Here is a 22,719-nt window from a genome sequence, read left to right as displayed (position 1 = left end):
CTAGCCGTGGCTTACCCCAACCGATTCGCGGATTACTTGTAAACCAAGCCCCCGCACACAAAGAAACGGACACTCTCGCCCTCGGCAGTCAAGGAAAAGGACCCCGGTTTAGAGGAACTGACAAAACCTATTTTTCTTGCATTGAACACTGCCCATCGTGTCCGGTCCTCCACAACTGATCTGCTCTTGAGCTGGCGGTGAGCTTGTCCTGGAAAGTCCACTTCAGCAATTTCTTGAACGCGTTCGAATAGCTCAGGATAAGAGACGATTGTCGAACCCCGCATCGTTTCTAAGACGACGGGAAGAACGGTTCTCCAAGAAAAAGATTGCTGCGGGGTAGTCATCAGTGCATCCTTAGAAATTCGAGTAGGGGAATTTCAATGATAGTAGGACAGCTCTCTATTTGAGACTTGTCCATCTCTGAAGATTTGGGCTGCCTAAAATTAGAAGTGAACAACCCCAACCCAAGGAGCCACCATGAACCAGCACAGTTTCCGCCACATCGTAGTGATGGGAGTATCCGGCTCGGGAAAGACAACGGTGGGGGAGGCGCTGTCGCCGTTGGTAGGTCTGGAGTACCGCGATGGCGATGATATGCATCCGCAGGCCAATATCGACAAGATGGCTGCTGGAATACCGCTCAATGATGCGGACCGGGAGCCGTGGTTGAAGCAGATTGGTCAGTGGCTGGCGGATAGGCCAGAAGGTGCGATGGTGGGCTGCAGCGCGCTGAAGCGCAAGTACCGGGATCTGATTCGCGAGTACTGCCCAGCCGTGGTGTTCGTTCACGTGCACGGCGACTTTGATGTGCTCCATGAGCGGATGCAGCACCGGCCGGGGCACTTTATGCCGGCGTCGCTCTTGCAGTCGCAGTTCGATACCTTGGAGCCGCTGGAAGAAGACGAAACTGGCCGCGTCTTTGATGTGACGCGGCCAGTCGAGGAGATTGCCCAGGAAGCTACTGCCTGGATAAAAGCTGGAGTCTAAAAGACTGCCGCTACTCCGTAGAGCACCAAGACCAGGGCGAAGCCGATTACGGAAATCAGCATTTGGTTGACCGTCCAGGTCTTCAGCGTGGTGACCGTATCCATGCCCATCAGGCGGCCGACGAGCCAGAAGCCGGAGTCGTTGACGTGAGAGCCGAAGACGGAACCGGCGGCGGTGGCCACGACGATAAGGGCGAGCTGTAGCTCATTGAATCCGCCGGCTTCCACGGCGGGAACCATGAGGGCGGCGGCCGTGGTTAGTGCCACGGTGGCCGAACCCTGTGCCAGGCGCAGCGCCACGGCGATGAGATAGCAGGCAAGGATAACGGGGATGCCAAGGCCGGAAAGGGAATCAGCCAGGGCGTCGCCAATGCCGGAGGTACGCAGAACGCCGCCGAACATGCCGCCGGCACCGGTGATGAGCACAACGGAACAGATGGGGCCAAGCGAGGAATCGATGAGCTTTTCCAGCGCGGTCTTGTCCACGCCACGGCGCAGGCCCAGGACTACGAGTGCGACCAGCACCGTGATAAGCAGCGCGATAGGTGTCTGGCCTAGCATGACAAAGAACCGCACCCACGCGGCGTCGGCATCGATGGTGCCATAGGACGCCAGGGCGTTGAGGCCGGTGTTGAAGAAGATGAGCACCATCGGGATGAGCAGGAGGGAAATCACCGTTGGGGCAGAGGCCGGCTTAAGCGGCTGTTCTTCCTCAGAAAGCACCGGGCCGGCGATGGCATCAGTAACCTTGAGGGGGAATTTCTTGCCGGATAGCAGGCCGAAGCGGTAGCCGGAAATATACCAGGTAGGCAGCGCAAGCAGCAGGCCAACGAGGAGGACGAGGCCAAGGTCAGCGCCGTAGAACTCACTCGCCGCCACAGGGCCTGGGTGCGGCGGCAGGTACACGTGCATGACAGAAAACGCACCGGCGGCCGGCAGACCGAAGGCCAGGACTGGACCGTCCAAACGGCGAGCAACGGCGAAGATAACCGGCAGCATCACAATCAGGCCGGCGTCAAAGAAGATGGGAAAGCCCATGATCAGCGAAGCCAGGCCGAGCGCAAGGGGTGCTTTGGATTCGCCGAAGTGGCGGACCATGGCGTCGGCAAGCGATTTAGCGCCACCGGAGGCTTCCACAAGCCGGCCAATCATGGCGCCCAGGCCCACCAGCAACGCCACCGAGCCCAGAGTGGAGCTAAAGCTTTCGGTCATGGTGGGCACAATGCCCTCGAGTGGAATGCCCGCGGCCAGCGCCGTGAGCGCCGAGACCACCAGCAGGGTGAGAAAAGCGTGGAGCTTGAAATAGATGACCAGCACCAAAATCACGGCGATGGCGGCCACCGCAATGCCTAGCAGCGGGCCGGTCGACAGGGTGGGTTCCCACGTATCCATAAAGCGGGCTCCTTTTCTTATGCAAACCTTTGAATAATGGAAACGTTAGCAGTGGTCCTGTGTGCCGCCTAAAGCAATCGGCTAAATGCGACCTACCCAACACGTAGACGGGTGAAGACAGAAAAATCCCCTAGGCACCGTACTGGGCCTAGGGGAAAGGGGGCGTCAGGCGATTTAGTCGAACTGTCCCTGAATGACAGCCGCCGCATCCAGCGGGGTCACGTGGTAAGAGATGGGGTTCTGGTTGGCGCCGGCCATGAGCGCGCCGGCGCAGGAGTGGCCCGCGCCCATCATGTGGCCCAGCTCGTGGGCGATGGTGCCCTGGACTGCCTCTGGGTACTGGGCATTAGGAATCTTGATGAAGACCATCTTGTGGTCCGGGTAGGCGGCGCCCTGGACGTAGCCGTTCGGGTCCGGCTTGTAGATGATGGCGACGGTGTCATCGTCAGCCTCGGAAGGCTTTACTTCCTTCAGGGAAGCCTTGCCCTTGAGGGCCTTGTTCCACTCGGCTACCGCGGCATCCAGCTGCTTGCGGTACGGGAAATCGCCGACCACCTTGTACTCCAGCACGCCGTCCTGGAAGTAGGGCTTTACGGAGTCCTCATCGTGGAGGATAGAAGGATCCGGGACCGGCTTGCCATCGTTAGCCAGCTTGGTGATGGTCTTGCAGGTGCCCGGGGAGATGAGGGAGCGAACTGGGTCGCTCTTAGCACTAGCGGCCGGTGCGGCGACGGTGCCGAGGATGGCGGAAGCGGCCAGGGTGGCGGCAGAAAGCTTCTTGAAAGAAGGCATAGGCAGTGAGTTACCTTTCGGTTGATTTTAAGGTTCGCAGAGTGCGATGTTCCCAGCAATATCCGTGGTAAACGGCGTTGTGTGGGTGTCTTATGCGTGCGAGCATATATCAGTTTCTTATTGTCTGCAAAGGGAAAAATAAGAAACTGAGGAACTTACTGCCTTTTACCGCCTTCTAGTTCAATCGCTCCCCAGTAGTGGTACTAAACAAATGCACGCGGTCCGGGTCGGGGGAAACGTAGAAAGTATCGCCCACCGCATAACGACCGCGGGCATCAACCAGGATGCCGGTCTGGCCACCCATCCGGGTCGAGGATTTGAGGACGCCGTCGGCGGAGCTGTTGCCGGCGGCGTCGTTAAGCTCGCCATAGACATAGGTCTGGTTGCCCAGCTCCTCGACGTGCGCGACGGTGAACTTTGCCCCGCCGTTGCCGGTATCGCTTAGCTGCCAGTCTTCCGGGCGGATGCCCACGGTAACGGTCTCCACGCCCTCAAAGTTGTAGTTGGCCAGATTGATGCGGGTAGAGCCGATGGTGAGCTCAGAGGAGTTATGGGTGAGGTCGTAGATATTCATCGCCGGGGAGCCAATGAAACCGGCGACGAAGACGTTCTGCGGGCGGTCATAAATGGTGCGGGTGGTATCCACCTGCTGCAAGACTCCGGCATTGAGAACGGCGACGCGGTCACCCATGGTCATCGCCTCGGTCTGGTCGTGGGTGACATATACGGTGGTGGTACCAAGGCGGCGCTGCAGGTTAGAGATCTGCGCGCGGGTGGAAACGCGCAACTTGGCATCCAGGTTGGACAGCGGCTCGTCCATGCAGAATACGGCCGGTTCGCGGACGATGGCGCGGCCCATGGCCACGCGCTGGCGCTGGCCGCCGGAGAGGTTTGCTGGCTTGCGGTCCAACAGGTCTTCCATCTGCAGGATCTTCGCCGCCTCGTGCACGCGTGATTGAATCTCGTCCTTGGGGACCTTGCGGTTTTCTAACGCGAAGGACATATTCTGCGCCACGGACATGTTGGGGTAGAGGGCATAGTTCTGAAAGACCATGGCCACGTCGCGGTCCGATGGGCTGACCCCGGTGACATCCTTGCCGCCGATGCGAATGGAGCCGCGGTCGGTGGGCTCGAGGCCTGCCAGCATGCGCAGGCTGGTGGACTTGCCGCAGCCGGATGGGCCGACGAGAACCAAGAATTCGCCATCGGCAATATCCAGGTTAAGGCGGTCAACGGCGGGGCGTTCCGCGTCCTTAGAGTAGATGCGGCTTGCGCCATCGAAGGTGACAGTAGCCATGGTTACCTTTCAGAAACTAGTGGGGGAAGGGGAGGGGCTGCGAGAGCCTACTTATTGATGACGGTCTTGACCTGATTGTCGTAGATGGACTGCAGGGTCTTCTGCAGATCGGTCAGCACCTTGGTGACGTCATCACGGTTGGTGACGATCTTTTCAAAGGCGCCGCCGATTTCCTGGTCCGCGCCGGGCAGGAAGACGCGGGCATTATCCTGTGGGCGTGTCTCAGGCAACTGCTTGATAGCGGTTTCGAAGTTCGGGTTGTCCTTCATGAACTTCTTCTGGCCCTCGTTGTCCACCGCGGTGGAGCGCACCGGCATGTAGCCCACGTTCTGGGACCAGTAGCAGGTGTTTTCCTCATTGGTGATGAAATCAATGAGCTTGATAGCAGCCAGCTGGCGGTTCTTGCTGATGCCAGCCGGGATGGCCAGACCGGCACCACCGGTGGGGCAGGCGCCGTCGCCAGTCGGGTTAGGCAAGAAGGCGGTGCCGAGTTCGAACTTGGCGGTATCGGTCAGACCCGCCAGGTCGCCGGTGGACAGGACGGTGGCGGCGGCGCGGCCGGTGCCGAACTCCATGGCCATGTCATTGCCCACGTAGGAGTAACCGTTCTTCTCATCCGTGATGTCCTTGAGCCACTCGACGGCCTTGATGGTCTTGTCATCGGTGAACTTCAAGTCCCACTCATCGGAGTAGGCGCCACCCTTGGACCACAGCGGGCCCTGGAAGATCCAGCCCAGGTAGTCCACGGCATCGCCCCAGCCGAAAGGCTTCATCTTGGAGTCCGCCTCGGCCAGCTTCTTGGACCACTCATCCATCTCGTCCCAGGACTTCGGGCCGCGGTCCGGCAGGCCGGCCTTCTTCCAAGCGTCCTTGTTGTAGTAGAACAGCGGCGTGGAGCGGGCGAAGGGGAGAGCAAAGTGGCCGCCATCGTAGTTGTAGTCCTCATAGAGCGGCTGCACATAGGTAGACAGGTCGATGCCTGCTTCCTTGGCAAGGTCGTCTACATTGGCGATCTGGCCGTTGATAGCAAAGTTGTACCACCAGACGTCAGACAGCACCACGATGTCCGGCAGGTCCTGGCCGGTGAGAGCGGCGTTGAACTTCTGTGCCGCTTCTTCGTAGTTCTTGCCGGCATCAACGAGGTTGACCTTGATGTCCGGGTTCTCCTTTTCAAAGCGGGAGATGATCTCCTTCTCAATATCCTTGGAGGTGCCCGGGTGGTTGGACCACCAGGTCAGTTCGGTGACTTCACCGTCGCCGCCCTTGTCGTTGCCACCCTGCGGGTTGGTGGAAGAGGTGCCGGCACAAGCGGCGAGTGCGGTTGCAGAAGCGGCCGTGGAGGCCAGGGCGAGGAATTTGCGGCGTAGCATGTAGTTCTCCTTAAAAAGCGTGGTTAAGGGGTGGAAAATAAAGCAAGCAGAAACGGCGAGCGTGGGTGGGGAAGAAGCCTTCTAACCCTTCACGGCGCCAGTGGTAAGGCCTTGAATCATGTACTTTTGCAAGGCCAGGAAGATGATGACCATCGGGATGATGGTGAGAATGGTGGCGGCCATTACCGGACCCCAGTTGGTCACGCCATCGTTGTTTTGCAGCATGGTCAGGCCCACCTGCAGCGGGGCGACGTCCTCCGTATCCGCCATGAGGAACGGCCACAGGTAGGTATTCCATTCATTGACCATGGTGATGACGGAGAAAGCAGTCAGCGTGGGCCACGAAACCGGTAGCAGCACTTTGGTCAGCAGGCGGATGGGGCCGGCACCGTCCATGCGGGCGGCTTCCACCAGCTCATAGGGCAGGGACAAAAAGTGGTTGCGCATCAAGAAGGTACCGAAGGCCACACCGGCTAGCGGCACGATGATGCCCACGAAGGTATTGCGCCAGCCCAAGGAATTGACCAGGGCGTAGTTGGAAATGACGGTGATTTCGCTCGGCACCATGAGCGAGGAAATCACCAGCAGGAAAACCAGATGGCGGCCGGGGAAGCGCAGGATGGCCAGCGCATAGGCGGAGATGACTCCCAGCACAATCTTGATGATGGACAGTGCCGCGGTAATGAGCACCGAGTTGCGCAGGTAGGTCCAGAACGGAACACGGGTGGTGGCATCGGAATAGTTCTCGGTCTCCCACACTGGCGGGAGCCAATTGACCGGGTCGGTATAAATATCGCCCTTGGCCTTAAACGAGGTCATCAGAATCCAAAACAGCGGCAGGCCAATGAGCAGCAGGACCGCTAGGATGCCCAGGTAGCCGCCGAGGAGCTTGGCGCGGCGGGTAGCGGGGGATTCATCCGTGACCATGTGAAGGGTAGAAGTAGCCATGTTGGGTTAACCTCGCTTATCCATGATGCGGACCTGGATCAGGGTGATGATGAGCAGGATGAGGAACAAGATGGTGGCGGCGGTTGCACCGTAGCCGGCGCGGAAGTTGACGAAGGTCTCGTTGTAGATCTGGAAGACCAGCGTCTGCGTGCCATTGCCCTGCGGGCCACCACGGGTCATGACGTTGATGATGTCGAAGACCTGCACGGAGTTAAGCAGCACCGTAATAGATAGGAAGAAGGTGGTATTGCGCAGCTGCGGCATGGTCACACGCCAGAATTTGCGCCAGCGTCCGGTGCCGTCGATAGCGGCAGCTTCATCCAATTCCTTATCTAGGCCCTGCAGCGCCGCCAAGTAGATGACGAAGGTATAGCCTAAGTTTTTCCACACAAAGGTAAAGGTCACCATGAACATGGCCCAGCCCGGTACGGCGTAGAAGTTGGGGGAGTCCACGCCGAACCAGCCCAAGAGTTCCTGGATGAGGCCAAAATTGGGGTCGAAGACGAATTGGAAGGCAATGCCAATGGCCGCGCCGGAGATGGCATAGGGGGCAAAGACCACCGAGCGCGCAAAGTTGCGGCCCTTAATGTTTTGGTTCAGCAGCAAGGCCAGCGCTAGGCCGATGACCATGGAGCCAATCACTGCGAAGAAGGTAAAGACCAGGGTGTTGAGCACGATGGTCTTCGTGTCATCGCGGCTAAACCACTCCACATAGTTATCCAAGCCCACGAAGGTGGAGGTGGGGCTGGAGATATTCCAATTGAAAAAGGAGAGGCGGATATTGTCCAGCAGCGGCCGGTAGGTAAATACGGCCAGCAGGATCAGGTTGGGAGCAAGCAGTGCTGCTGCCAGCAGCCATTCCTTGTGGCGGTTGCGCTTGGCCTTGCGGACAAGCGCCGCGGAATCACCGGGGCTTTCCGCGCGTGCGGGAGATGCGGTTGTAGTGCCGGCGCCACCGGCACCGAGAGAGTCTTCCTGAAAAGTCACTCGGTCAATCTAGGGCGGGCAGGTGACGCCCAGCTACACAGAAAACAAACTTCTGATGAATAGTAAGAAGCCGATGAGTTAAAGGTGGACGCGTCATCAAAGATTCAATAAAGCCGCAGCGTAACGGACTATGGTGCCAGTCGCAGCGCCGACCAACTATGTCCGGCATTACAAAGATGCCCCGCTTGCCGACGCCCACCTTCCTCCCACCCCACTACACTGGCCCCTACAATCCACCACGAGCCCACAGGAGGAAGCAATGTCTGTCCGTACTGTTTGCAGCAACTATGACTCCGTCAAGGTGTGGCAGGAGCCGCTGTATAAGGATCTGCACCAGCACCCGGAGCTGTCCATGCAGGAAGAGCGCACGCTGGGCATTATCAAGGACAAACTTGCCGATCTCGGCTTCCACCAAATTGAAGTAGGCGGCGGTGTGGTTGGTGTCCTAGAAAACGGTGCCGGGCCTACCGTCATGCTGCGCGCGGATTTCGATGCCCTACCGGTTGAGGAAGACACCGGCCTAGATTACGCCTCCACCGATACCGCCGTTGACCAGGAAGGAAACACGGTCCCCGTCATGCACGCCTGCGGCCATGATTCCCACGTCGCCAGCTTGCTGGGCATGGGCGCGCTCATGGCGCAGGCTACCGACCAGTGGTCCGGCACGCTGCAGCTCATTTTTCAACCGGGCGAGGAGATCGCCGCCGGTGCTCAGTCCATGGTGGATGACGGGCTTGTGGATAAGGTCGCCACGCCGGACGTAGTACTTGGCCAACATGTCTTTGCCAGCAACTTTCCCGCCGGCACCGTGGCGCTGGCCTCCGGTCCTTTCATGTCCACCGCGGTGAGTATGGACGTCAAGGTTTATGGCCAAGGTTCGCATGGCTCTATGCCGCACCTCAGCGTTGACCCCGTGGTACTGGCCAGCTCCATTGTCATGCGCTTGCAGACGGTCATCTCCCGCGAACTCAACCCCTCCGAATTCGGCGTGTTGACCGTGGGCGCCATCAACGCCGGCTCGAAAGCAAATATCATCCCCTTCGAGGCCAACCTGAAAATCAATGTGCGCGCCTATAGCGAGCAGGTACGCGATAAAATCACCGGCGCCATCGAGCGCATCGTCAATGCCGAGTGTCAGGCTGCCGGCAGCCCGCAGCCTGCCGAGTTCAGCTACCACGATTCCTACCCGCTTACCAGCAACGATGAGGGCACTACGGAACGCCTTAAGGAAACGTTTACGTCCTACTTCGGCCCCGACCGCGTCCTCGACGCTGAGCCCCTCACCGCCTCGGAGGACTTTTCCACCATCGCCCGCGCCTTCGGTGTTCCCTACTGCTTCTGGGTATTCTCCGGCCGCGAAGAAGAAAAGGATGTCCCCAACCACAGCCCTCACTTCGCCCCGCTGCTCCAGCCCACTCTGCGCACCGGCACCGAAGCCCTTATCGCCGCTGCGATGAGCTACCTAGGAAACAACTAACCGAAACGCAGCATTCGGCTCTGGGTCATGCATCGCTTTCCGACGCCCATTCCTTCCTCCACGCCCCAACCTGCAGACCCCTAAAACAGCTCCAACGCCCGGGCCTCGCTTGGGGCCACAGGGCGCTGGAACTGGTTCTCTCTATCTCTCTTGCGTTCTCTCGAACACGTAAATTAAAGATAACGCACTCGGCTGCCATAGGTATGGTATTTGCCTGTGAATATAGTGGCAATCATTTGGCGGAGGGTAAAAATGGCTCAATCAGCTTACGGGTATAAAGGTGGAGGCCTTTGGATTGCTGAACATGATTCACAAGAGGCTCCTTTTGCGTAAGATTCTAGGAATGCTACAAGCGCGCTATCGGGTTGGGGTCGATAAGTCTTTAGTTGTGCGCCATGAGCAAGGTCAGAGGAGGAGAGATGGCACAACAATTTGATCCAGAAATGCATCGGCAAATGGGCGTCGAGGCGGACGTTGTATTGCGGGTGGGAATGCTCCTAATGGGTGCCGGTACCTCTGGTTATCGCGTACTTAGAGGGATGAAACGGAGTGCGCGAGCATTGGGGTTTGACCATCTAGATGCCACAGTGGGTCTGACGCAGATTACCTGTACGTTTCACCGCGGCGAATACTTCCGGACGGTCATTGCTCGGCAACATTCGCCTGCAGTTGATGCCTCTCGGATTGAAGCCTTGGAAGATTTAACCCACAATCGCCTCTACGCAGGGATCACCGCTCAGGAATTAGCGGCGATGCTGGATACTATTGAGCATAATGTCAAAAAGCGCTGGGGCGGTCTAACTCTTTCTTTCGCGGCCGCGATCGCATGTGCGGCGTTTGCGTATCTTAATTTTTTCCCGCTGGAAGCAGTGGGGTTGGTTGCTTTGGCGGCGTTTGCAGGCCAGTTTGTTCGTTATACAGTTCTCCACCGTCACGTTCATCAAATTGGAGGAGTGATTGCTGGTGGTGCGACGGCAAGCATAGTTTTCTTTTTATTGACGGAGATCTTCGGAGCTTTAGGTTCGGTGGAACCCAGTGAACTGTCCTCGGGTTTTGTGGCGGCCGTTTTATTCCTGATTCCCGGGTTTCCACTTTTCTCTGCTTTGATCGACATAGCCCGCTTTGATCTTGATGCGGGTATTGTCAGGCTGGGGTATGCTTTCACCGTTATATTTACGGCCGCTTTCACGGTCTCTATGGTTAGCTGGCTGACTAAACTTAGTCCTGACCCACCTGCACCTGCGCAGGATATGCAATGGTTTCTGTTGGCGCCGCTGGCAAGTTTTCTGGGCATTGCTGGGTTTGCTTTTCTTTTTAACTCTTCTCGCCGCATGGTCTTAGTAGCGGCGTGCGTTGGAACCGTGGCAAATGAGCTTCGTTTGATTCTAATTCACGCGGGAACAACCATCTTCTTTGCAGCCTTTGTGGGTGGATTAATCATCGGGTTGCTGGGGGCAGTAGCTTCTAAAAAGGCGCGTCTTCCCCGTATTACAACCACTGTTCCGGCCGCGGTGATTATGATCCCAGGGGTGACAATGTTCCGGGCGGTGTTTTATTTGAACGATGGTCAGATGGATCAAGCATTGGCCAATGTAGCAACTGGAATGATGGTAGTTGGATCTATTGGTGCCGGTTTGGTCTTTTCTCGCCTGCTTACTGATAAGGATTGGGCCTTGGGCCGCCTAATTGATTTTGATAAAAAGCTTCCGCAGAGACCTTCTGCCACATAATGTTAAGGCTCTAGCTAGGGCAGTGAAACGCCTGTGGCCCCCGGTTCCTTTAGGAGCTGGGGGCCACAGGCGTCTCTCATGTCGTTTCCATATATCGGCATTTGCCGCCCTGTGGAAACCGCAGGGGTTCTCTCTCTATCTCTCTCATATGCGCTCTCTCAAACGCACGATTTCAGTATGGGGCATTGGGCTGTAGTGCCCATGGGGTCTGGTTGTTGGGTTGCTGTTAGTGGCTGGGAATTGGGTGGGGAGGGCGTCGGAAAGCGGGGCAGAGGTGGATGTGTGCAACATTGGCGCGTGAAAGTGACATAGAGCATAGTTGGTTTCTGTAGGGTGGAAGATATGCGCGCAGTCAGGCTGCGCCGTTTCACATGCTTGTAGAGCTACAGAATTGAGGTGAGGAGCATGTCTCCTCTCACAGCCCAACCCCCAGCCAAGGACGCCCTGCCGGCGCAGGTGGAAGAGGCAAAAGATACACAACGCCAGCATCGCTCGGCCATTAAGGCGGCGTTTATTGGCACCTTCATCGAGTGGTTCGACTATGCGGCCTATATCTATATGTCGGCGATTATCTCCCGGGTGTTCTTTCCGGAGATGGAAGGCCGCCGCGCGCTGATTATGACGTTTGCGCTCTTCGCGCTGTCGTTCCTGGTACGGCCGTTGGGCGGCATTGTGTGGGGTCACTTTGGTGATAAATACGGGCGCATCCACACGCTGACGGTGTCTATTGTGATGATGTCGGTGGCAACCGCGTGCATCGGATTCCTGCCGGGCTATGCCACCATTGGCTTTGCCGCCTCTATCTTGCTGTTGCTGTGCCGCATGGTGCAGGGCTTTTCCGCAGCCGGCGAGTATGCGGGCGCGGCCACGCACCTGGCTGAGATTGCCCCGGCCGGCAAGCGTGGCATCTATTCGGCGGTGGTGCCGTCCGCGACGGCCTCGGGCTTGCTCTTGGGCTCGCTCATTGCGGCGCTGCTGACTGGAGTCCTTGATGATGCCGCCCTGGATTCCTGGGGTTGGCGTGTGCCATTCCTGATTGCGCTGCCTTTGGGTCTGTACGGCCTGTGGATTCGCCGCAACACGGAAGAGTCCTCCCACTTTGAGGACCAGGATGAGCCGGAGGAGTCCCCGCTGCGCGAGGTTCTGAAGTACCCCAAGGCCCTGGCCATTGCCTTTGCGGGAGCGGTGCTCAACGCCATTGGCTTCTACGTCATTTTGACCTACCTGCCCACTTACCTGTCGGAGGAGTTGGGCATGGCCGCGACGCCGGCGTTTATCGCATCCTCGGTGGCGTCCGCATTCTATGTGGGCTTTGCCTTGCTCACCGGCATGCTTTCGGATCGTCTTGGTCGCCGCACGACGATGCTGTGCGCGGCCGCGTTCATGGGCGTGACCATCATTCCGGCTTTCATGCTTCTCGATGGCGCCGGACTCTTCCTCGTCATTATCATTCAGGTCTGCCTGGGTGGCGTACTGGCGCTTAACGACGGCGTCCTGCCCTCCTTCCTTTCCGAACAATTCCCCACGCACGTGCGCCTGTCCGGCTTCGCATTGACGTTTAATACGGCCAACGCTGTATTCGGTGGTACCGCACCGATGATTGCCACTTGGCTTATTGACGTCACTGGTCTGCAGCTTGCCCCCGCCTTCTACTTGGTGGCCGCGGCGCTGGTGACCGGCATCGCGGTTCTCTTCGCGTCGAAGAAGAATAAATTGCACGAGTAGTACCTTGGAGCCGTGTAAAACGCCTGCGGCCCTCGGAACCTAAAAGGAACCGAGGGCCGCAGGCGTCTCTCTCTACAAGGTGTTTCCATGTATCGGCTTTAGCCGCCCTCTGGAAACTGAGGGGTTCTCTCTATCTCTCTCGTATGCGCTCTCTCAAACGCATGATTTAAGTATGGGGTACGGGGCTGCTACTGCAATGGATTGCGCCTGATAGGTCGCTGCCAGTTGCTGAAAGTTTACTGTTAGCCCCGTCTGCCCATTGCGCCTAGTAGTCGTAACTTTCGGCGGTATTGGCATCTGCCCCAATGCGCTGCAGGTGCGTGCGGCGCTTCAGGCGGATGGCCGGGCGGGCTGCCATGCCTAGGCTGCCGAGAAGATAGAAGACGGTGGCGACCATTGACATGCCGGCCAGCGTCAGCACCGAGCCAAGGATGAAGACCACGGAGATGGCGATGTCATTGGCAATGGAAAACGTCTCGTACTTGTTTTTAATTTTGATTTCGTTGTTCTGCCCGAGCTTGATTTCTAGGTCGGGATCTTTTTCCTGTTCTGACATGATGTCTCCCACCTTGCCAGACAGGAAAAGTCCTTGTCGAGCCACGTTTTTGTGCGATTATTGGAACATTCCCCAGATGGTGGCAAAGAGCACGATTAAGCCCATGACTGCCACAAAGTAGTTGGTCTTTTTACCGCGGAAGCGGGCTAGTGCCTCCACGCGGTAGATGACCCAAATAGGCAGCAGGTAGGTCATGAAGGCGAAGAAGACGCCGCCTACGACAGAAATCATATCCAGGATGGAGGGGTTGAAAATTCCTACTAGAGACGTGGTGATGAAGATGAAGAGGTAGGTCCACAGGTCAAGCGTGCGCGTAGACATCTTCTTTGTGGCCTTCGGTGCAGCCAGGTTGAAGAGGTACTGGGTCCCCTCGATGGTGCCAAGGGCGTGGCCAAAGTAAGAGGAGGCCACCGCGAAGATTACAACAATGGGCGCCATGTAGGCCATAAACGGGGTGCCGGTTTCATTGGCGAAGTAGGAGAGTACCGGAAGGTTCTTGTCATTAGCCTCCTGCATGCCGTCCGCGCCCATGGCCAGGGCGCAGGACCAGACGAAGAACATGGTGAAAAGGGTCAGCAGGATGGCGGAGTTGCGGATGACCTTATCGGACTGCGCGTGGTGGTCCGCGCCGTATTCCTTTTCCATGCCCAGGGAGAATTGGGAGATGGCGGCAACAAAGGAAAAGGAGAAGACCAAGACGGGAAGGATAAGGATGATGGCCTTGAGCACACCGCCGGCGCTGTGATCGCCGGCTTCCATGAAGGAACCCAAGTCCCATTGCGGGATGAGGTAGAGCGATACTGCTGCGAGCGCCACGATGAGCGGGTAAACCACGAACTGGGCAATCTTCAGCATGATGGCATTGCCAAAGGCAAGTGCCAGCGTCATAAGTCCCACGCATAGCGGTGCCAAGATGTAGCGGGAAATTTCCGGTCCGCCTAGTTGGTTGACGATGAAACTATCGACTGTATTAGTAATCGATACGCCGTAAATGAGCACCACCGGGAAGATAGTGAACCAGTAGATGATGGCGAGGATGATGCCGTTGCCGCGGCCGAAGAAGTGGGTGAGTACCGCGAGGACGTCCTCGCCATGCAGCGGCGAGTAGCTAATGATCCAGGAGAAGGCACGGTGGGCTAAGTAGGTCATCGGGAAGATGAGCAGAGTGGCTACCAGTAGCGGGATGAAGCCGAAGCTGCCGGCAGAAATCGGCAAGAAGAGGATACCTGCGCCCACGGCAGTGCCGAAGAGCGTGATTGTCCATTGGCTATTGACGGCCTTATTGGCGGTCACCTGGCTGTTGTTGGGGGTGTCTGCGCCGCCGGTAGTGGGTGAACTGGCCGGTGAAGCGGGCGCATTCGCAGTAGTGTGAGACATAGAATTCATCCTTCAGTACTTGTGAATGAGCTAACATAAACAATCTATCTGAAGGTGTTAGCGAACGAAAGCAAATTTGTGATCTACGTTAAATAAATGTTAAAGACCGCCGCACCGAGGGTGGTGCAGCGGTCTTTGAGAATCTTGTTAAGGTGCCGCAGCTAGTCCGCGATCAGGTCTTCTTCCTTCAAGAAATCCAGCGCTATGGTGGTGCAGTCCTCGCCATCGACGTCGACGCGGACGTTGAGTTCCTGCATCTTTTCGTCGGTAAGCAGCTGCGAAAGAGGAGCGAAGAGCTCTGCAATTTCTGGGTGCTCGTCCAGGGCCTCGGTGGGGGCATCTGGAGCGGAGTGATGACATGTATGGGGAGGGGGACATGAAGGAAGGCCGCCGCACCATTTGATGGTGCAGCGGCCTTCTGGAAGTGACTGGCTAGGAAACTGTGTCCCTAGGGCAGAAGTAGGGTGTTCTTAGAACAGGCCCTCAGCCTTCTTGCCGGTGTCCTTCATGGTGTGCTCGCGGGAGTCAACGTTCTGGTCGTTGTGCTTGGAGTCATCACCCTTGATGCGGGAGGTCTGGGTTACCTCGATGTTGTTGATGAGGCGGCCTTCCTTGGTCTTGCCGTCGCCGAAGTCCAGGTTAGCGATGCGAGCTTCTTCGCCAGCGTTAATCGGGTTAGCCAGGGTTACCTCGAAGGAGCGGGTGGAGGTCTTCTCATTGAAGCCCAAGTCACGGATGTGAGCGCCGTTGGAGGAACGCGGGGTGATGAGGCGGTCAACGCCCTTCGGGCCCTTAACGGTCTTCACGTCAACGCGGAACTGGGTAGCTGGGAACTCGCCGTAGTAACGCTCGGAGCCAACGTTCTTAGCGCGCAGAGCAACGGTGCCTGCGAAGCCAGCGTGCTTAGCGCCGGACACGGTCAGGTAAGGCTCGAGGTCGAGCTTGTGCTTGGAGTCCTTCTTGTCCTCCTTGGCATCGACCTCTTCCTGCTTCTTCTTGTCGGCAGCCTCTTCGTTCTTGCCCTCTGCCTCAGAGACCTTCTCGGTTGCTTCCTTGGCGTTGCCCTCGGAGTCCTTGATTACCTCTGCGTCAGCCTCGAGGTTCTTGTCCTCTTCAACAACCTTCGGGTCATTGACATCGGTGGTGTTCTGAGCGTCCTTGTTAGGAGCGTAGGAGTCGGACAGCTTGTCGTACAGCTTGACGCGAACCTCGTTCTTTACCGGCTGCATTGCATTCCATGCGGTCGGGGTGGACCAGGTGCCGTTAGGCTTGCAGTACTGCTGGGTGCCGGTCATGTTCAGCACGCGGAAGCCGTAGGTAGCTTCACCGGTGTGGTTTGGCGGAACGTCGTATGGTCCGATGGACTGGCCAGCTTCCCAGGACAGGGAGTAGGAAGCGCTAGCGCCGATCTTGGTGGCGATCTCGTGGGAGATGCCGAAGGAGCCCTCACCCTTCTTGCCGGAGCCCTTGCCGCCCAGGTTCATGGACGTGGTCTCGGTGCGGTCACCGTTGACGGAAAGGGAGATGGACTGAGACTTGGACAGATCCTGCTGCAGCGGGATGTCCTTCTTGGTCTGGTTGGTGGTGGAGATGGTGCCGGCCGGCAGGAAGCGATCGGAGACCTTGTAGACCACGGTGCGGTGGTCCTCCCACGGGTTGCATACCGGGCGAGGGTTCAGGACGTTCGCCTTCTTGTGGTCGGAACCGTGGGTGGTGTGGATGATTGGCAGATCCGGGTTCAGAGCCGGGGTCTCCGGGTAGGACTCGGTCTGGGTAGCTGCGCCAGCCAGCGGTGCCGCGAAAGCGGTGCCGGCGACGATGAGGCCGGCGGTCAGGCCGGTCATGCGACGACGAATCGACATATAGAACTTCTCCTGGGCAGGTAGAAAATGAATGAACTTATGAATGAAATCCAGCAACTCACAGTGTTGCGCTAAGAAAACGCTAAAACAGGCTCATAATTAAGTCATCTCTTAGATGTCTATATATTTACTGGAGCGGAGGGTGGGTATTTTTTATATAGACCAACCTGTTTATTGGGATTTATTCCCGCTAGATGGCTGGCAGTGTGTGAAAAATTATTGATGGATAGATGTATATACAATGGCCGATCGACTTAAATTTGTAACACCCCTAGGTGGGGGTGTTCCTGTGGCTGCGAGAAAGGTATTGGCACCCTGTTGAAAAGTTGTGGACATGTCACAATATGCGCCGTACGCTGCATTTAGGCGGGTGGAAAGAGGTTATAAAATGCCTAAGCGTGAATGTTACGTGACATAAGTTAAAGGCGTTTACATTGCAGAGGTTGACGTGTTCCGCAACTGGAACCTGCCGGGGCCTTCCGCTGAGGGGTAGCGGGTAGGGCTAGAAAAGGGCGGCTTCGGCAATAAGCATGAGCGCCGCGCAGATGGCCACGATGATGACGATGCGGTTGAGGAGGCGCCTATCTATAAAACGGTTGAGGTAGTTGGCGGCAACGAGACCCACGACAACGAGGGGGAAGTAGGCCGCCGCTGCGGTCACCTGAGTGCTGGTGATCTGCCCATTAAACGCCAGAATTATAAGAGAAATTAAGGTTCCGAGGACAAAGGTGCCCGCCAAGGTGCCGCGGGTGCGGTTTGGGTCGAAGCGCTTCATGATGAGCGCCATGGGCGGGCCGCCGATGGAGGTCGAGGTGCCCAGGATGCCGGAGGCTACGCCGGCGATGAGCGTATTGGCGGTGGTAGGGCGAGGGCTCCAGCCCAAGCTGGATAGCGTCATAGCAAGGAGTACGGCGCAACCGATGAAGATGGACAGCCCATCGGGAGAGAGGCTGGCGATTGCCCACGCGCCCACCAGGGAACCGGGAATGCGGGCGAGGGAGGAAATGCCCACCACGCGCCAGGACGTCTCGCGGAAGGTGCGCGCGAGCGTATAGCTGGAAATGCACAGTGCCAGCAGCAGAATGAGCGTGGGCACGAGCTCAGGTCGAATGAGCGCGATAATGGGCGTGGCGATGGTGCCTAAACCAAAGCCGATGGTGCCCTGAGTAATGGTGCCAGCGAGGATGAGGACGCCGATGAAGATAGAGGACCATGCGTCCACAGAGATTCCCAGAAACATAACGAGGGCTAAGTATATCTGGGTCTAGCCTGCATACAGAAACAATTAGAGGCGGGCGGTGGCTTTCTCATTGGCGGCGATTTCCTCTAAGCGCTCGGCCGGGCACATGCCGGCAACGATGACCGCGGAACCGCCAGCGGCTAGGGGCTCGAGCACGGCGCGGGAGAAAGACTCATTATCGGACCAGCCGGTAGAAAGCAGGCGCTCGGCGGTAGCGGGGGCATCGACAAGCTGGGGCAGTGGTTGGGTTTCTCCGAAGTACTGATCGCCGTAGAAGCGCACGGTGGGGCCAAAATCGATGGCGCCGGTGGGAAGCTCCCCGCCGGACTCGACCACGCCGCGGCCAAAGGGGTCCTCGCTAATGAGCACGATGTCGGCCTGGGGCTGGCGCTCGTGGGCGGCCGCGTAGCGGGAAGGGGAGGTAAAGACGACGTCGGCAAGCGCGGCAGACTCGCCAAAGCTATAGGAAGGGCCAGAGGCGAGCGCGCCCAAGGCCACAACGGCCGCCTGCCACGAGGAAGGAAGATCGATAGCGATGGTGGAATCCGCCTCTAGGTCGAGCTCTTCTTCCAGCATATTGGCGATCTTGGCCACCCAATTGTCGAGCGTTTGTGCGGAAAAATCCATGCGCGCGCCGGTGGACTCGTTGTATACGGTAAGCCGCGGGGAGGCGGCATCGGCACGCAAAAGATGGGCGAGTAGTTCCATACCCGCCCATCGTAGGGGAGAAGTGCTAGTTCACGCAGCGCGGGCCGTCGCCACCAGCATCGATCTCTGGGGAAACCTTGGCGGTACCGAAGTCGTTGCCTGGGGTGCCAACCGGCTGGCTGGACTTATCTTCCTCCGGCTGCTGGTCGCTGGCTTCCTTATCGGAAGGCCCCTGGTAATCATCGGTAGCAACCACGATGAGGGTGTCGTCATCGAGCTGCGTATTCTCTGCCACCGGCACCCCGCCCAGCTTCTTGGCCAGGGCCTTAGCTTCCTTGCTCGTCGGATCGGCGGCGACCACCTGCGACTCGCTGTAGATGCCCGGCTGCGCATTGGCGGAACGCTCCACCGTGTAGCCCTTGCCTTCCAGCCAAGAGCCGATGCCGGAGGCCAAGCCATCAATATTGCCGGCGTTGAGGACGTGAATATTGATATTCGGATCGACGTCCTTGTCCTTGTCCGCCTTTTCTTGCTTGTCCTTATCTTCGGCCTTGGACTCATCGGTGGCTTCATCGTGGGTCTTGGCCAGGTCATCCATGAAGCGGTGGACCTCGGCGGAATCGATGGTGACGATGGATTCGCCATAATCGCCCTGGCCGTCGATGGAGGTTACCGGGATAGTGGTGAAGGTGACATTGCCGCCGGCCAGACCGGCCAGCTGGGTAACAAAGCCCATGATGTCCCAGCCTTCATCGATGACTACGGAGCGCTCTACCGCCTTGGCAATCTTGGACAGCTTGGAAGGATTGGCCAGGGTGTCGTTGTCCAGGATCTTATTGACCAGGGACGCCATGAAGGCCTGCTGGCGCACGATGCGGTCGAGGTCGCCGCGCGGGAGGTTATAGCGCTGGCGCACGAAGGCTAGGGCCTTGGCGCCGTCGAGGGTCTGCTTGCCCTTGCTGAACTTAGCGCCAGACATGTCATCATCAACATCATCGTTGAGGCAGACATCTACGCCATCGACGGCGTCAGTGAGCAAAGTAAAGCCCAACAGGCCCACCTCGGCGTAGTGATCAATAGACACGCCGGTCAGGGTGCGCACCATGGCCAGCAATCCTTCGCGGCCGGCTTCGACGCCCTGCTTTTCGATGTCCTTATCCGAATGCGGCTTCTTTTTGCCCTTGGCCTCCGCCTCGGCATTTTCCTGCTCGAGCTCTTCCACCTTGGCGTTCTTGTGGGAGGCGAAGACGGCATTCATCTTCATATTGCCGTAGTCCGGATCCTTGACATAGGTATCGCGCGGAATGGATACGGCGGTGGCGCGGGAACCGTCCTCCGGAACGCGGATGAGCATCATGGTGTCGGTATTTTCCTCACCATCGGCCACGCCGGCGTGCAGGTCCGCCAGTTCCTTCTCGGAGAGGGGATTGCCCTTGGCATCGGTGCGCGAATCCTTGCCCACCAGCAAGATATCTACTGCGCCATCGAGCGAGTTACCGGACAAGCCCTGGCCGTCTAGGGACAAGTCAGTGGCCGAAGACATGCCACTATCCAGCCGGCCTACGGTGGCATAACCCACGCCAGATACCACCAGGATCAAGGCAGACAGGAGTGCCACGATCGCCTTGATGGCCGTGGAACCTTTTTGCTTTACCGCACTAGCGGCAGAGGGCGCCGGCTGGATGGTGCGCGCCCGGCGAGTGTTCTCAGAAGTCACAAGTGGAGGCTTTCTAGATTGGTGGGGATCTGGAGACAGTTTAGGGCAGAAAAGCCAAAAATTAGTGATCCGTGTCCGATTTCGCGTGTTCGGGCAGTGTCCCTGCCCAGTGCGAGGAGCGTCTGTGACTAAGCTCGGGGCCATTGTGACTACACCAAATCAATCCCCGCTGGCCGTGATTACCGTGACCTATAGTCCCGGTGAATACCTCGGTAGTTTTTTGGACTCCCTGCCGAGCGCCTGCGCTCGCGGCACCAATGTTGTGCTTGCGGATAATGGCTCCACCGACGGCGTGCCCGAGGCCGCCGCCCGCGAACGTGCCGGGGTGGACTTTCTCGATACTGGCGGAAATATCGGCTACGGCGCTGGCATGAATGCGGGTGCCCGCTTCGCCCGCGAGCACGGTGGCGTGGACGAGGAATTTTTCCTTATCTCTAATCCCGATGTTGCCTTTACCCCGGGATCTATTGATCAACTCATTGAGTGCGCCCGCCAGTGGCCGGATGCTGCGGCCGTGGGCCCGCGCATCGTGGAGCCGGATGGCAGCAACTATCCCTCGGCCCGCGCCGTGCCCACCGTGGCTACCGGCATTGGGCACGCACTCTTTTCTTCGATCTGGCCGTCCAATCCATGGTCGCGCGCCTACCGCGATGAAGCCGATATGACCTCCCAGCGCCCAGCCGGATGGTTATCCGGTTCCTGCCTTCTTGTGCGCTGGGATGCCTTCGACGCCATTGGCGGATTTGATGAGCGCTACTTCATGTATCTCGAAGACGTAGATCTAGGAGATCGCTTCACGCGCGCCGGCTACCAAAACATCTTTTGCCCAGAGGCCGTCATCAGCCACGCTAAGGGGCATTCCACCCAAGCGCACGCCGGAGCGATGCTGCGCGCCCACCACAACTCCGCCTATCGCTTTCAGGCAGACCGCCACCCCGCATGGTGGCAGGCCCCACTGCGCGGCGCGTTGTGGTTGGGCCTGCGAGTCCGCGGGCTTATTGCCTCAGCCTCGGCACGTTCTTAAGGCTCGGTGCGCGTGCCGTTGAACTGGATTGCGCGCCATACGCTCTACACTGTCCCTCAGAAAATCACAGAATAAAACTGTCCGCATACATAAGGAAGACTATGACTGAAGCAGCCACCACCCACGGTGCCAGCACGGATGCAGTGATTCTCGTCGGCGGCCGCGGCACCCGCCTGCGCCCACTAACCATCGGTACGCCGAAGCCGATGCTGCCGACGGCAAACTACCCGTTCCTGCAGCACCTGCTCGCCCGCATCAAGGCCGCCGGCATCGAGCACGTCGTCATGTCTACTTCCTATAAGGCCGAGGTCTTTGAGGAGTACTTCGGTGATGGCTCCGAGCTGGGCCTAGAAATCGAGTACGTGGTGGAAGAGACCGCGCTCGGCACCGGCGGCGGCATCCGCAACGTCTACGACAAGCTGCGCAATGACACGGTCATGGTCTTCAATGGTGACGTGCTCTCCGGCATGGATCTGGAAGGCATCCTCACCACGCACCATGACAAAGACGCCGATGTCACCATGCACCTGCTCAACGTGGCTGACCCGCGTGCGTTTGGTTGCGTGCCGACCGACTCCAACGGCCGAGTTACTGCGTTCCTAGAAAAGACCGAGGATCCGCCAACCAACCAGATCAACGCCGGTTGCTATGTATTCAAGCGCTCCGTCATCGAGTCCATCCCGGCCAACCGCGTTGTTTCCGTGGAACGCGAAACCTTCCCAGGGCTCTTGGCTGAAGGCCGGCTGGTTGTAGGCCACGTAGACAACTCCTACTGGCGCGATATGGGCCGCCCGGATGACTTCACCCGTGGTTCCTCCGACCTAGTACGCGGCATCGCGCCTTCCCCGCTGATTGAGGGCAAGACTGGTGAATCCCTGGTAGATCCTTCCGCCGGAATCGCCGGTGGCGTGCTGTTGCTATCCGGTACCGCCGTGGGCCGTGGCTCCGAGGTGGGCGCGGGCTCCCGCCTGGAGGGCACCGTTGTCTTCGACGGCGTGCGCATTGAGCCCGGCGCCATCATCCACAACTCGATCATTGCCTCCGGCGCCCACATTGGCGCCAACGCGGTCATTGAGAACTGTGTCATTGGTGAAGGTGCCCACGTCGGCGCACGCTGCGAGCTTCTCGACGGCATGCGTGTCTTCCCCGGCGTTTCCATCCCCGATGCCGGCGTGCGTTTTAGCTCCGATGCTTAACGCTTTCGCCGTGGTCTGGGCACTGCACTAGGTCCAGCTGACATAGGTCGAACTGAGGACAATGGAGCCTCGGTTCGGCCTCTCTTTTTATGGGCCACCGAGCCCGCCTGTCCGCAACGGCCGACATGGTGCGGAATCAGTGCGGGCGCGGAGGGGGTGGATCCCTTCTTTGCGGCGTTGTGCGCGCGACACGCCGGAATTTCCTGAAAATTGTTGACAGAAAAACGGGGTACCACTACATGTAGTACCCCCTACCTACACCCCCATAGGGGATCAGTTGTTACAGATGTGACGGATGGGGATCGTGTGCTGCGTTTTTGCCGGAAAGCGCGAAGAAGCCGCCAATTCGGGTTGACGATATTTAGTGATCCGGTGTGAAATTACATCAGTGAAAG

At 58.3% G+C, this 22,719-nt stretch carries 19 protein-coding genes and 1 pseudogene; 6 read left to right on the top strand and 14 right to left on the bottom strand.

Annotated features, from left to right (window positions below):
* Positions 1-32: 32 nt before the first annotated feature.
* Positions 33-344, bottom strand: coding sequence for a winged helix-turn-helix domain-containing protein (locus QP965_RS09120; protein ID WP_284844688.1), 312 nt, complete (start codon positions 342-344; stop codon positions 33-35).
* Between the two features lie 133 nt (positions 345-477).
* On the opposite strand from QP965_RS09120, the gene QP965_RS09115 reads away from it, so the two are divergent.
* Positions 478-987 (top strand): gluconokinase, encoded by a 510-nt coding sequence (locus QP965_RS09115; RefSeq protein ID WP_284844689.1) that lies wholly within the window; start codon positions 478-480, stop codon positions 985-987.
* On the opposite strand, the gene QP965_RS09110 is transcribed toward QP965_RS09115, so the two are convergent.
* The 6 genes from QP965_RS09110 to QP965_RS09085 form a co-directional block, all read right to left on the bottom strand.
* Positions 984-2,378, bottom strand: a complete 1,395-nt coding sequence (locus tag QP965_RS09110; RefSeq protein WP_284844690.1) for a GntP family permease — start codon at positions 2,376-2,378, stop codon at positions 984-986. The genes QP965_RS09115 and QP965_RS09110 overlap by 4 nt on opposite strands.
* Before the next feature lie 174 nt (positions 2,379-2,552).
* Positions 2,553-3,170, bottom strand: a complete 618-nt coding sequence (locus QP965_RS09105) for a M48 family metalloprotease (protein WP_284766757.1) — start codon at positions 3,168-3,170, stop codon at positions 2,553-2,555.
* Positions 3,171-3,345: 175 nt separating this feature from the next.
* The gene (locus QP965_RS09100; RefSeq protein ID WP_284844691.1) at positions 3,346-4,467 is read right to left on the bottom strand and encodes an ABC transporter ATP-binding protein; all 1,122 of its coding nucleotides are present in this window, start codon (positions 4,465-4,467) and stop codon (positions 3,346-3,348) included.
* 47 nt (positions 4,468-4,514) lie between these two features.
* A complete protein-coding gene (locus tag QP965_RS09095; RefSeq protein WP_284815609.1) occupies positions 4,515-5,837 on the bottom strand; it encodes an ABC transporter substrate-binding protein in 1,323 nt (440 codons plus the stop codon).
* Between the two features lie 81 nt (positions 5,838-5,918).
* Positions 5,919-6,764, bottom strand: a complete 846-nt coding sequence (locus tag QP965_RS09090) for a carbohydrate ABC transporter permease (protein WP_284766815.1) — start codon at positions 6,762-6,764, stop codon at positions 5,919-5,921.
* Between the two features lie 27 nt (positions 6,765-6,791).
* Entirely contained in the window at positions 6,792-7,772 is a 981-nt protein-coding gene (locus QP965_RS09085; RefSeq protein ID WP_284837201.1) for a carbohydrate ABC transporter permease, read from the bottom strand.
* A gap of 259 nt (positions 7,773-8,031) precedes the next feature.
* Between QP965_RS09085 and QP965_RS09080 the strand changes: the two genes are divergently transcribed.
* The 3 genes from QP965_RS09080 (at position 8,032) to QP965_RS09070 (ending at position 12,704) form a co-directional block, all read left to right on the top strand.
* Positions 8,032-9,249, top strand: coding sequence for an amidohydrolase (locus QP965_RS09080; RefSeq protein WP_284837200.1), 1,218 nt, complete (start codon positions 8,032-8,034; stop codon positions 9,247-9,249).
* Between the two features lie 419 nt (positions 9,250-9,668).
* Positions 9,669-10,979: a threonine/serine exporter family protein gene (locus tag QP965_RS09075; protein WP_284844692.1), complete on the top strand. Its 1,311-nt coding sequence runs from the start codon at positions 9,669-9,671 to the stop codon at positions 10,977-10,979.
* 405 nt (positions 10,980-11,384) lie between these two features.
* Positions 11,385-12,704 carry an MFS transporter gene (locus tag QP965_RS09070; RefSeq protein WP_284815604.1) on the top strand — a complete coding sequence of 440 codons (1,320 nt, stop codon included), beginning with the start codon at positions 11,385-11,387 and terminating at the stop codon, positions 12,702-12,704.
* Between the two features lie 265 nt (positions 12,705-12,969).
* Here the strand turns inward: QP965_RS09070 and QP965_RS09065 are convergent, their stop codons facing one another.
* The 7 genes and pseudogenes from QP965_RS09065 to QP965_RS09035 form a co-directional block, all read right to left on the bottom strand.
* Positions 12,970-13,305, bottom strand: coding sequence for a YrhK family protein (locus QP965_RS09065; protein ID WP_284767917.1), 336 nt, complete (start codon positions 13,303-13,305; stop codon positions 12,970-12,972).
* A gap of 12 nt (positions 13,306-13,317) precedes the next feature.
* Entirely contained in the window at positions 13,318-14,637 is a 1,320-nt protein-coding gene (locus QP965_RS09060) for an amino acid permease (RefSeq protein WP_284766749.1), read from the bottom strand.
* Positions 14,638-14,798: 161 nt separating this feature from the next.
* Positions 14,799-14,969 (bottom strand): annotated as a pseudogene (locus QP965_RS09055) (glycine betaine ABC transporter substrate-binding protein); the annotation flags it as partial.
* A 138-nt stretch (positions 14,970-15,107) separates the two neighbouring features.
* Positions 15,108-16,499 (bottom strand): hypothetical protein, encoded by a 1,392-nt coding sequence (locus QP965_RS09050; RefSeq protein ID WP_284766748.1) that lies wholly within the window; start codon positions 16,497-16,499, stop codon positions 15,108-15,110.
* 502 nt (positions 16,500-17,001) lie between these two features.
* On the bottom strand, positions 17,002-17,739 hold the full coding sequence (locus tag QP965_RS09045) for a sulfite exporter TauE/SafE family protein (RefSeq protein ID WP_239278727.1): 738 nt from the start codon (positions 17,737-17,739) through the stop codon (positions 17,002-17,004).
* A 45-nt stretch (positions 17,740-17,784) separates the two neighbouring features.
* Complete coding sequence (locus tag QP965_RS09040) at positions 17,785-18,447, bottom strand: TIGR03089 family protein (protein WP_284844693.1); 663 nt, start codon at positions 18,445-18,447, stop codon at positions 17,785-17,787.
* A gap of 25 nt (positions 18,448-18,472) precedes the next feature.
* The gene (locus QP965_RS09035) at positions 18,473-20,104 is read right to left on the bottom strand and encodes an LCP family protein (RefSeq protein ID WP_239278730.1); all 1,632 of its coding nucleotides are present in this window, start codon (positions 20,102-20,104) and stop codon (positions 18,473-18,475) included.
* A gap of 124 nt (positions 20,105-20,228) precedes the next feature.
* On the opposite strand from QP965_RS09035, the gene QP965_RS09030 reads away from it, so the two are divergent.
* Together QP965_RS09030 and manB are read left to right on the top strand one after the other, a co-directional pair.
* A complete protein-coding gene (locus QP965_RS09030) occupies positions 20,229-21,128 on the top strand; it encodes a glycosyltransferase family 2 protein (protein WP_239278731.1) in 900 nt (299 codons plus the stop codon).
* Positions 21,129-21,229: 101 nt separating this feature from the next.
* On the top strand, positions 21,230-22,324 hold the full coding sequence (gene manB, locus QP965_RS09025; RefSeq protein WP_239278732.1) for a mannose-1-phosphate guanylyltransferase: 1,095 nt from the start codon (positions 21,230-21,232) through the stop codon (positions 22,322-22,324).
* The last annotated feature ends 395 nt before the right edge of the window (positions 22,325-22,719 follow it).

The organism is Corynebacterium sp. MSK074 (genome assembly GCF_030229735.1).
GTDB lineage: Bacteria > Actinomycetota > Actinomycetes > Mycobacteriales > Mycobacteriaceae > Corynebacterium.
This window is presented reverse-complemented; position numbering and strand designations above follow the sequence as displayed.

Excerpts from the sequence above, each read along its gene's own strand:
- QP965_RS09120 (WP_284844688.1), bottom strand. The coding sequence starts at position 344 with ATGACTACCCCGCAGCAATCTTTTTCTTGGAGAACCGTTCTTCCCGTC.
- QP965_RS09115 (WP_284844689.1), top strand. The coding sequence starts at position 478 with ATGAACCAGCACAGTTTCCGCCACATCGTAGTGATGGGAGTATCCGGC.
- QP965_RS09110 (WP_284844690.1), bottom strand. The coding sequence starts at position 2,378 with ATGGATACGTGGGAACCCACCCTGTCGACCGGCCCGCTGCTAGGCATT.
- QP965_RS09105 (WP_284766757.1), bottom strand. The coding sequence starts at position 3,170 with ATGCCTTCTTTCAAGAAGCTTTCTGCCGCCACCCTGGCCGCTTCCGCC.
- QP965_RS09100 (WP_284844691.1), bottom strand. The coding sequence starts at position 4,467 with ATGGCTACTGTCACCTTCGATGGCGCAAGCCGCATCTACTCTAAGGAC.
- QP965_RS09095 (WP_284815609.1), bottom strand. The coding sequence starts at position 5,837 with ATGCTACGCCGCAAATTCCTCGCCCTGGCCTCCACGGCCGCTTCTGCA.
- QP965_RS09090 (WP_284766815.1), bottom strand. The coding sequence starts at position 6,764 with ATGGTCACGGATGAATCCCCCGCTACCCGCCGCGCCAAGCTCCTCGGC.
- QP965_RS09080 (WP_284837200.1), top strand. The coding sequence starts at position 8,032 with ATGTCTGTCCGTACTGTTTGCAGCAACTATGACTCCGTCAAGGTGTGG.
- QP965_RS09075 (WP_284844692.1), top strand. The coding sequence starts at position 9,669 with ATGGCACAACAATTTGATCCAGAAATGCATCGGCAAATGGGCGTCGAG.
- QP965_RS09070 (WP_284815604.1), top strand. The coding sequence starts at position 11,385 with ATGTCTCCTCTCACAGCCCAACCCCCAGCCAAGGACGCCCTGCCGGCG.
- QP965_RS09060 (WP_284766749.1), bottom strand. The coding sequence starts at position 14,637 with ATGTCTCACACTACTGCGAATGCGCCCGCTTCACCGGCCAGTTCACCC.
- QP965_RS09050 (WP_284766748.1), bottom strand. The coding sequence starts at position 16,499 with ATGTCGATTCGTCGTCGCATGACCGGCCTGACCGCCGGCCTCATCGTC.
- QP965_RS09045 (WP_239278727.1), bottom strand. The coding sequence starts at position 17,739 with ATGTTTCTGGGAATCTCTGTGGACGCATGGTCCTCTATCTTCATCGGC.
- QP965_RS09040 (WP_284844693.1), bottom strand. The coding sequence starts at position 18,447 with ATGGAACTACTCGCCCATCTTTTGCGTGCCGATGCCGCCTCCCCGCGG.
- manB (WP_239278732.1), top strand. The coding sequence starts at position 21,230 with ATGACTGAAGCAGCCACCACCCACGGTGCCAGCACGGATGCAGTGATT.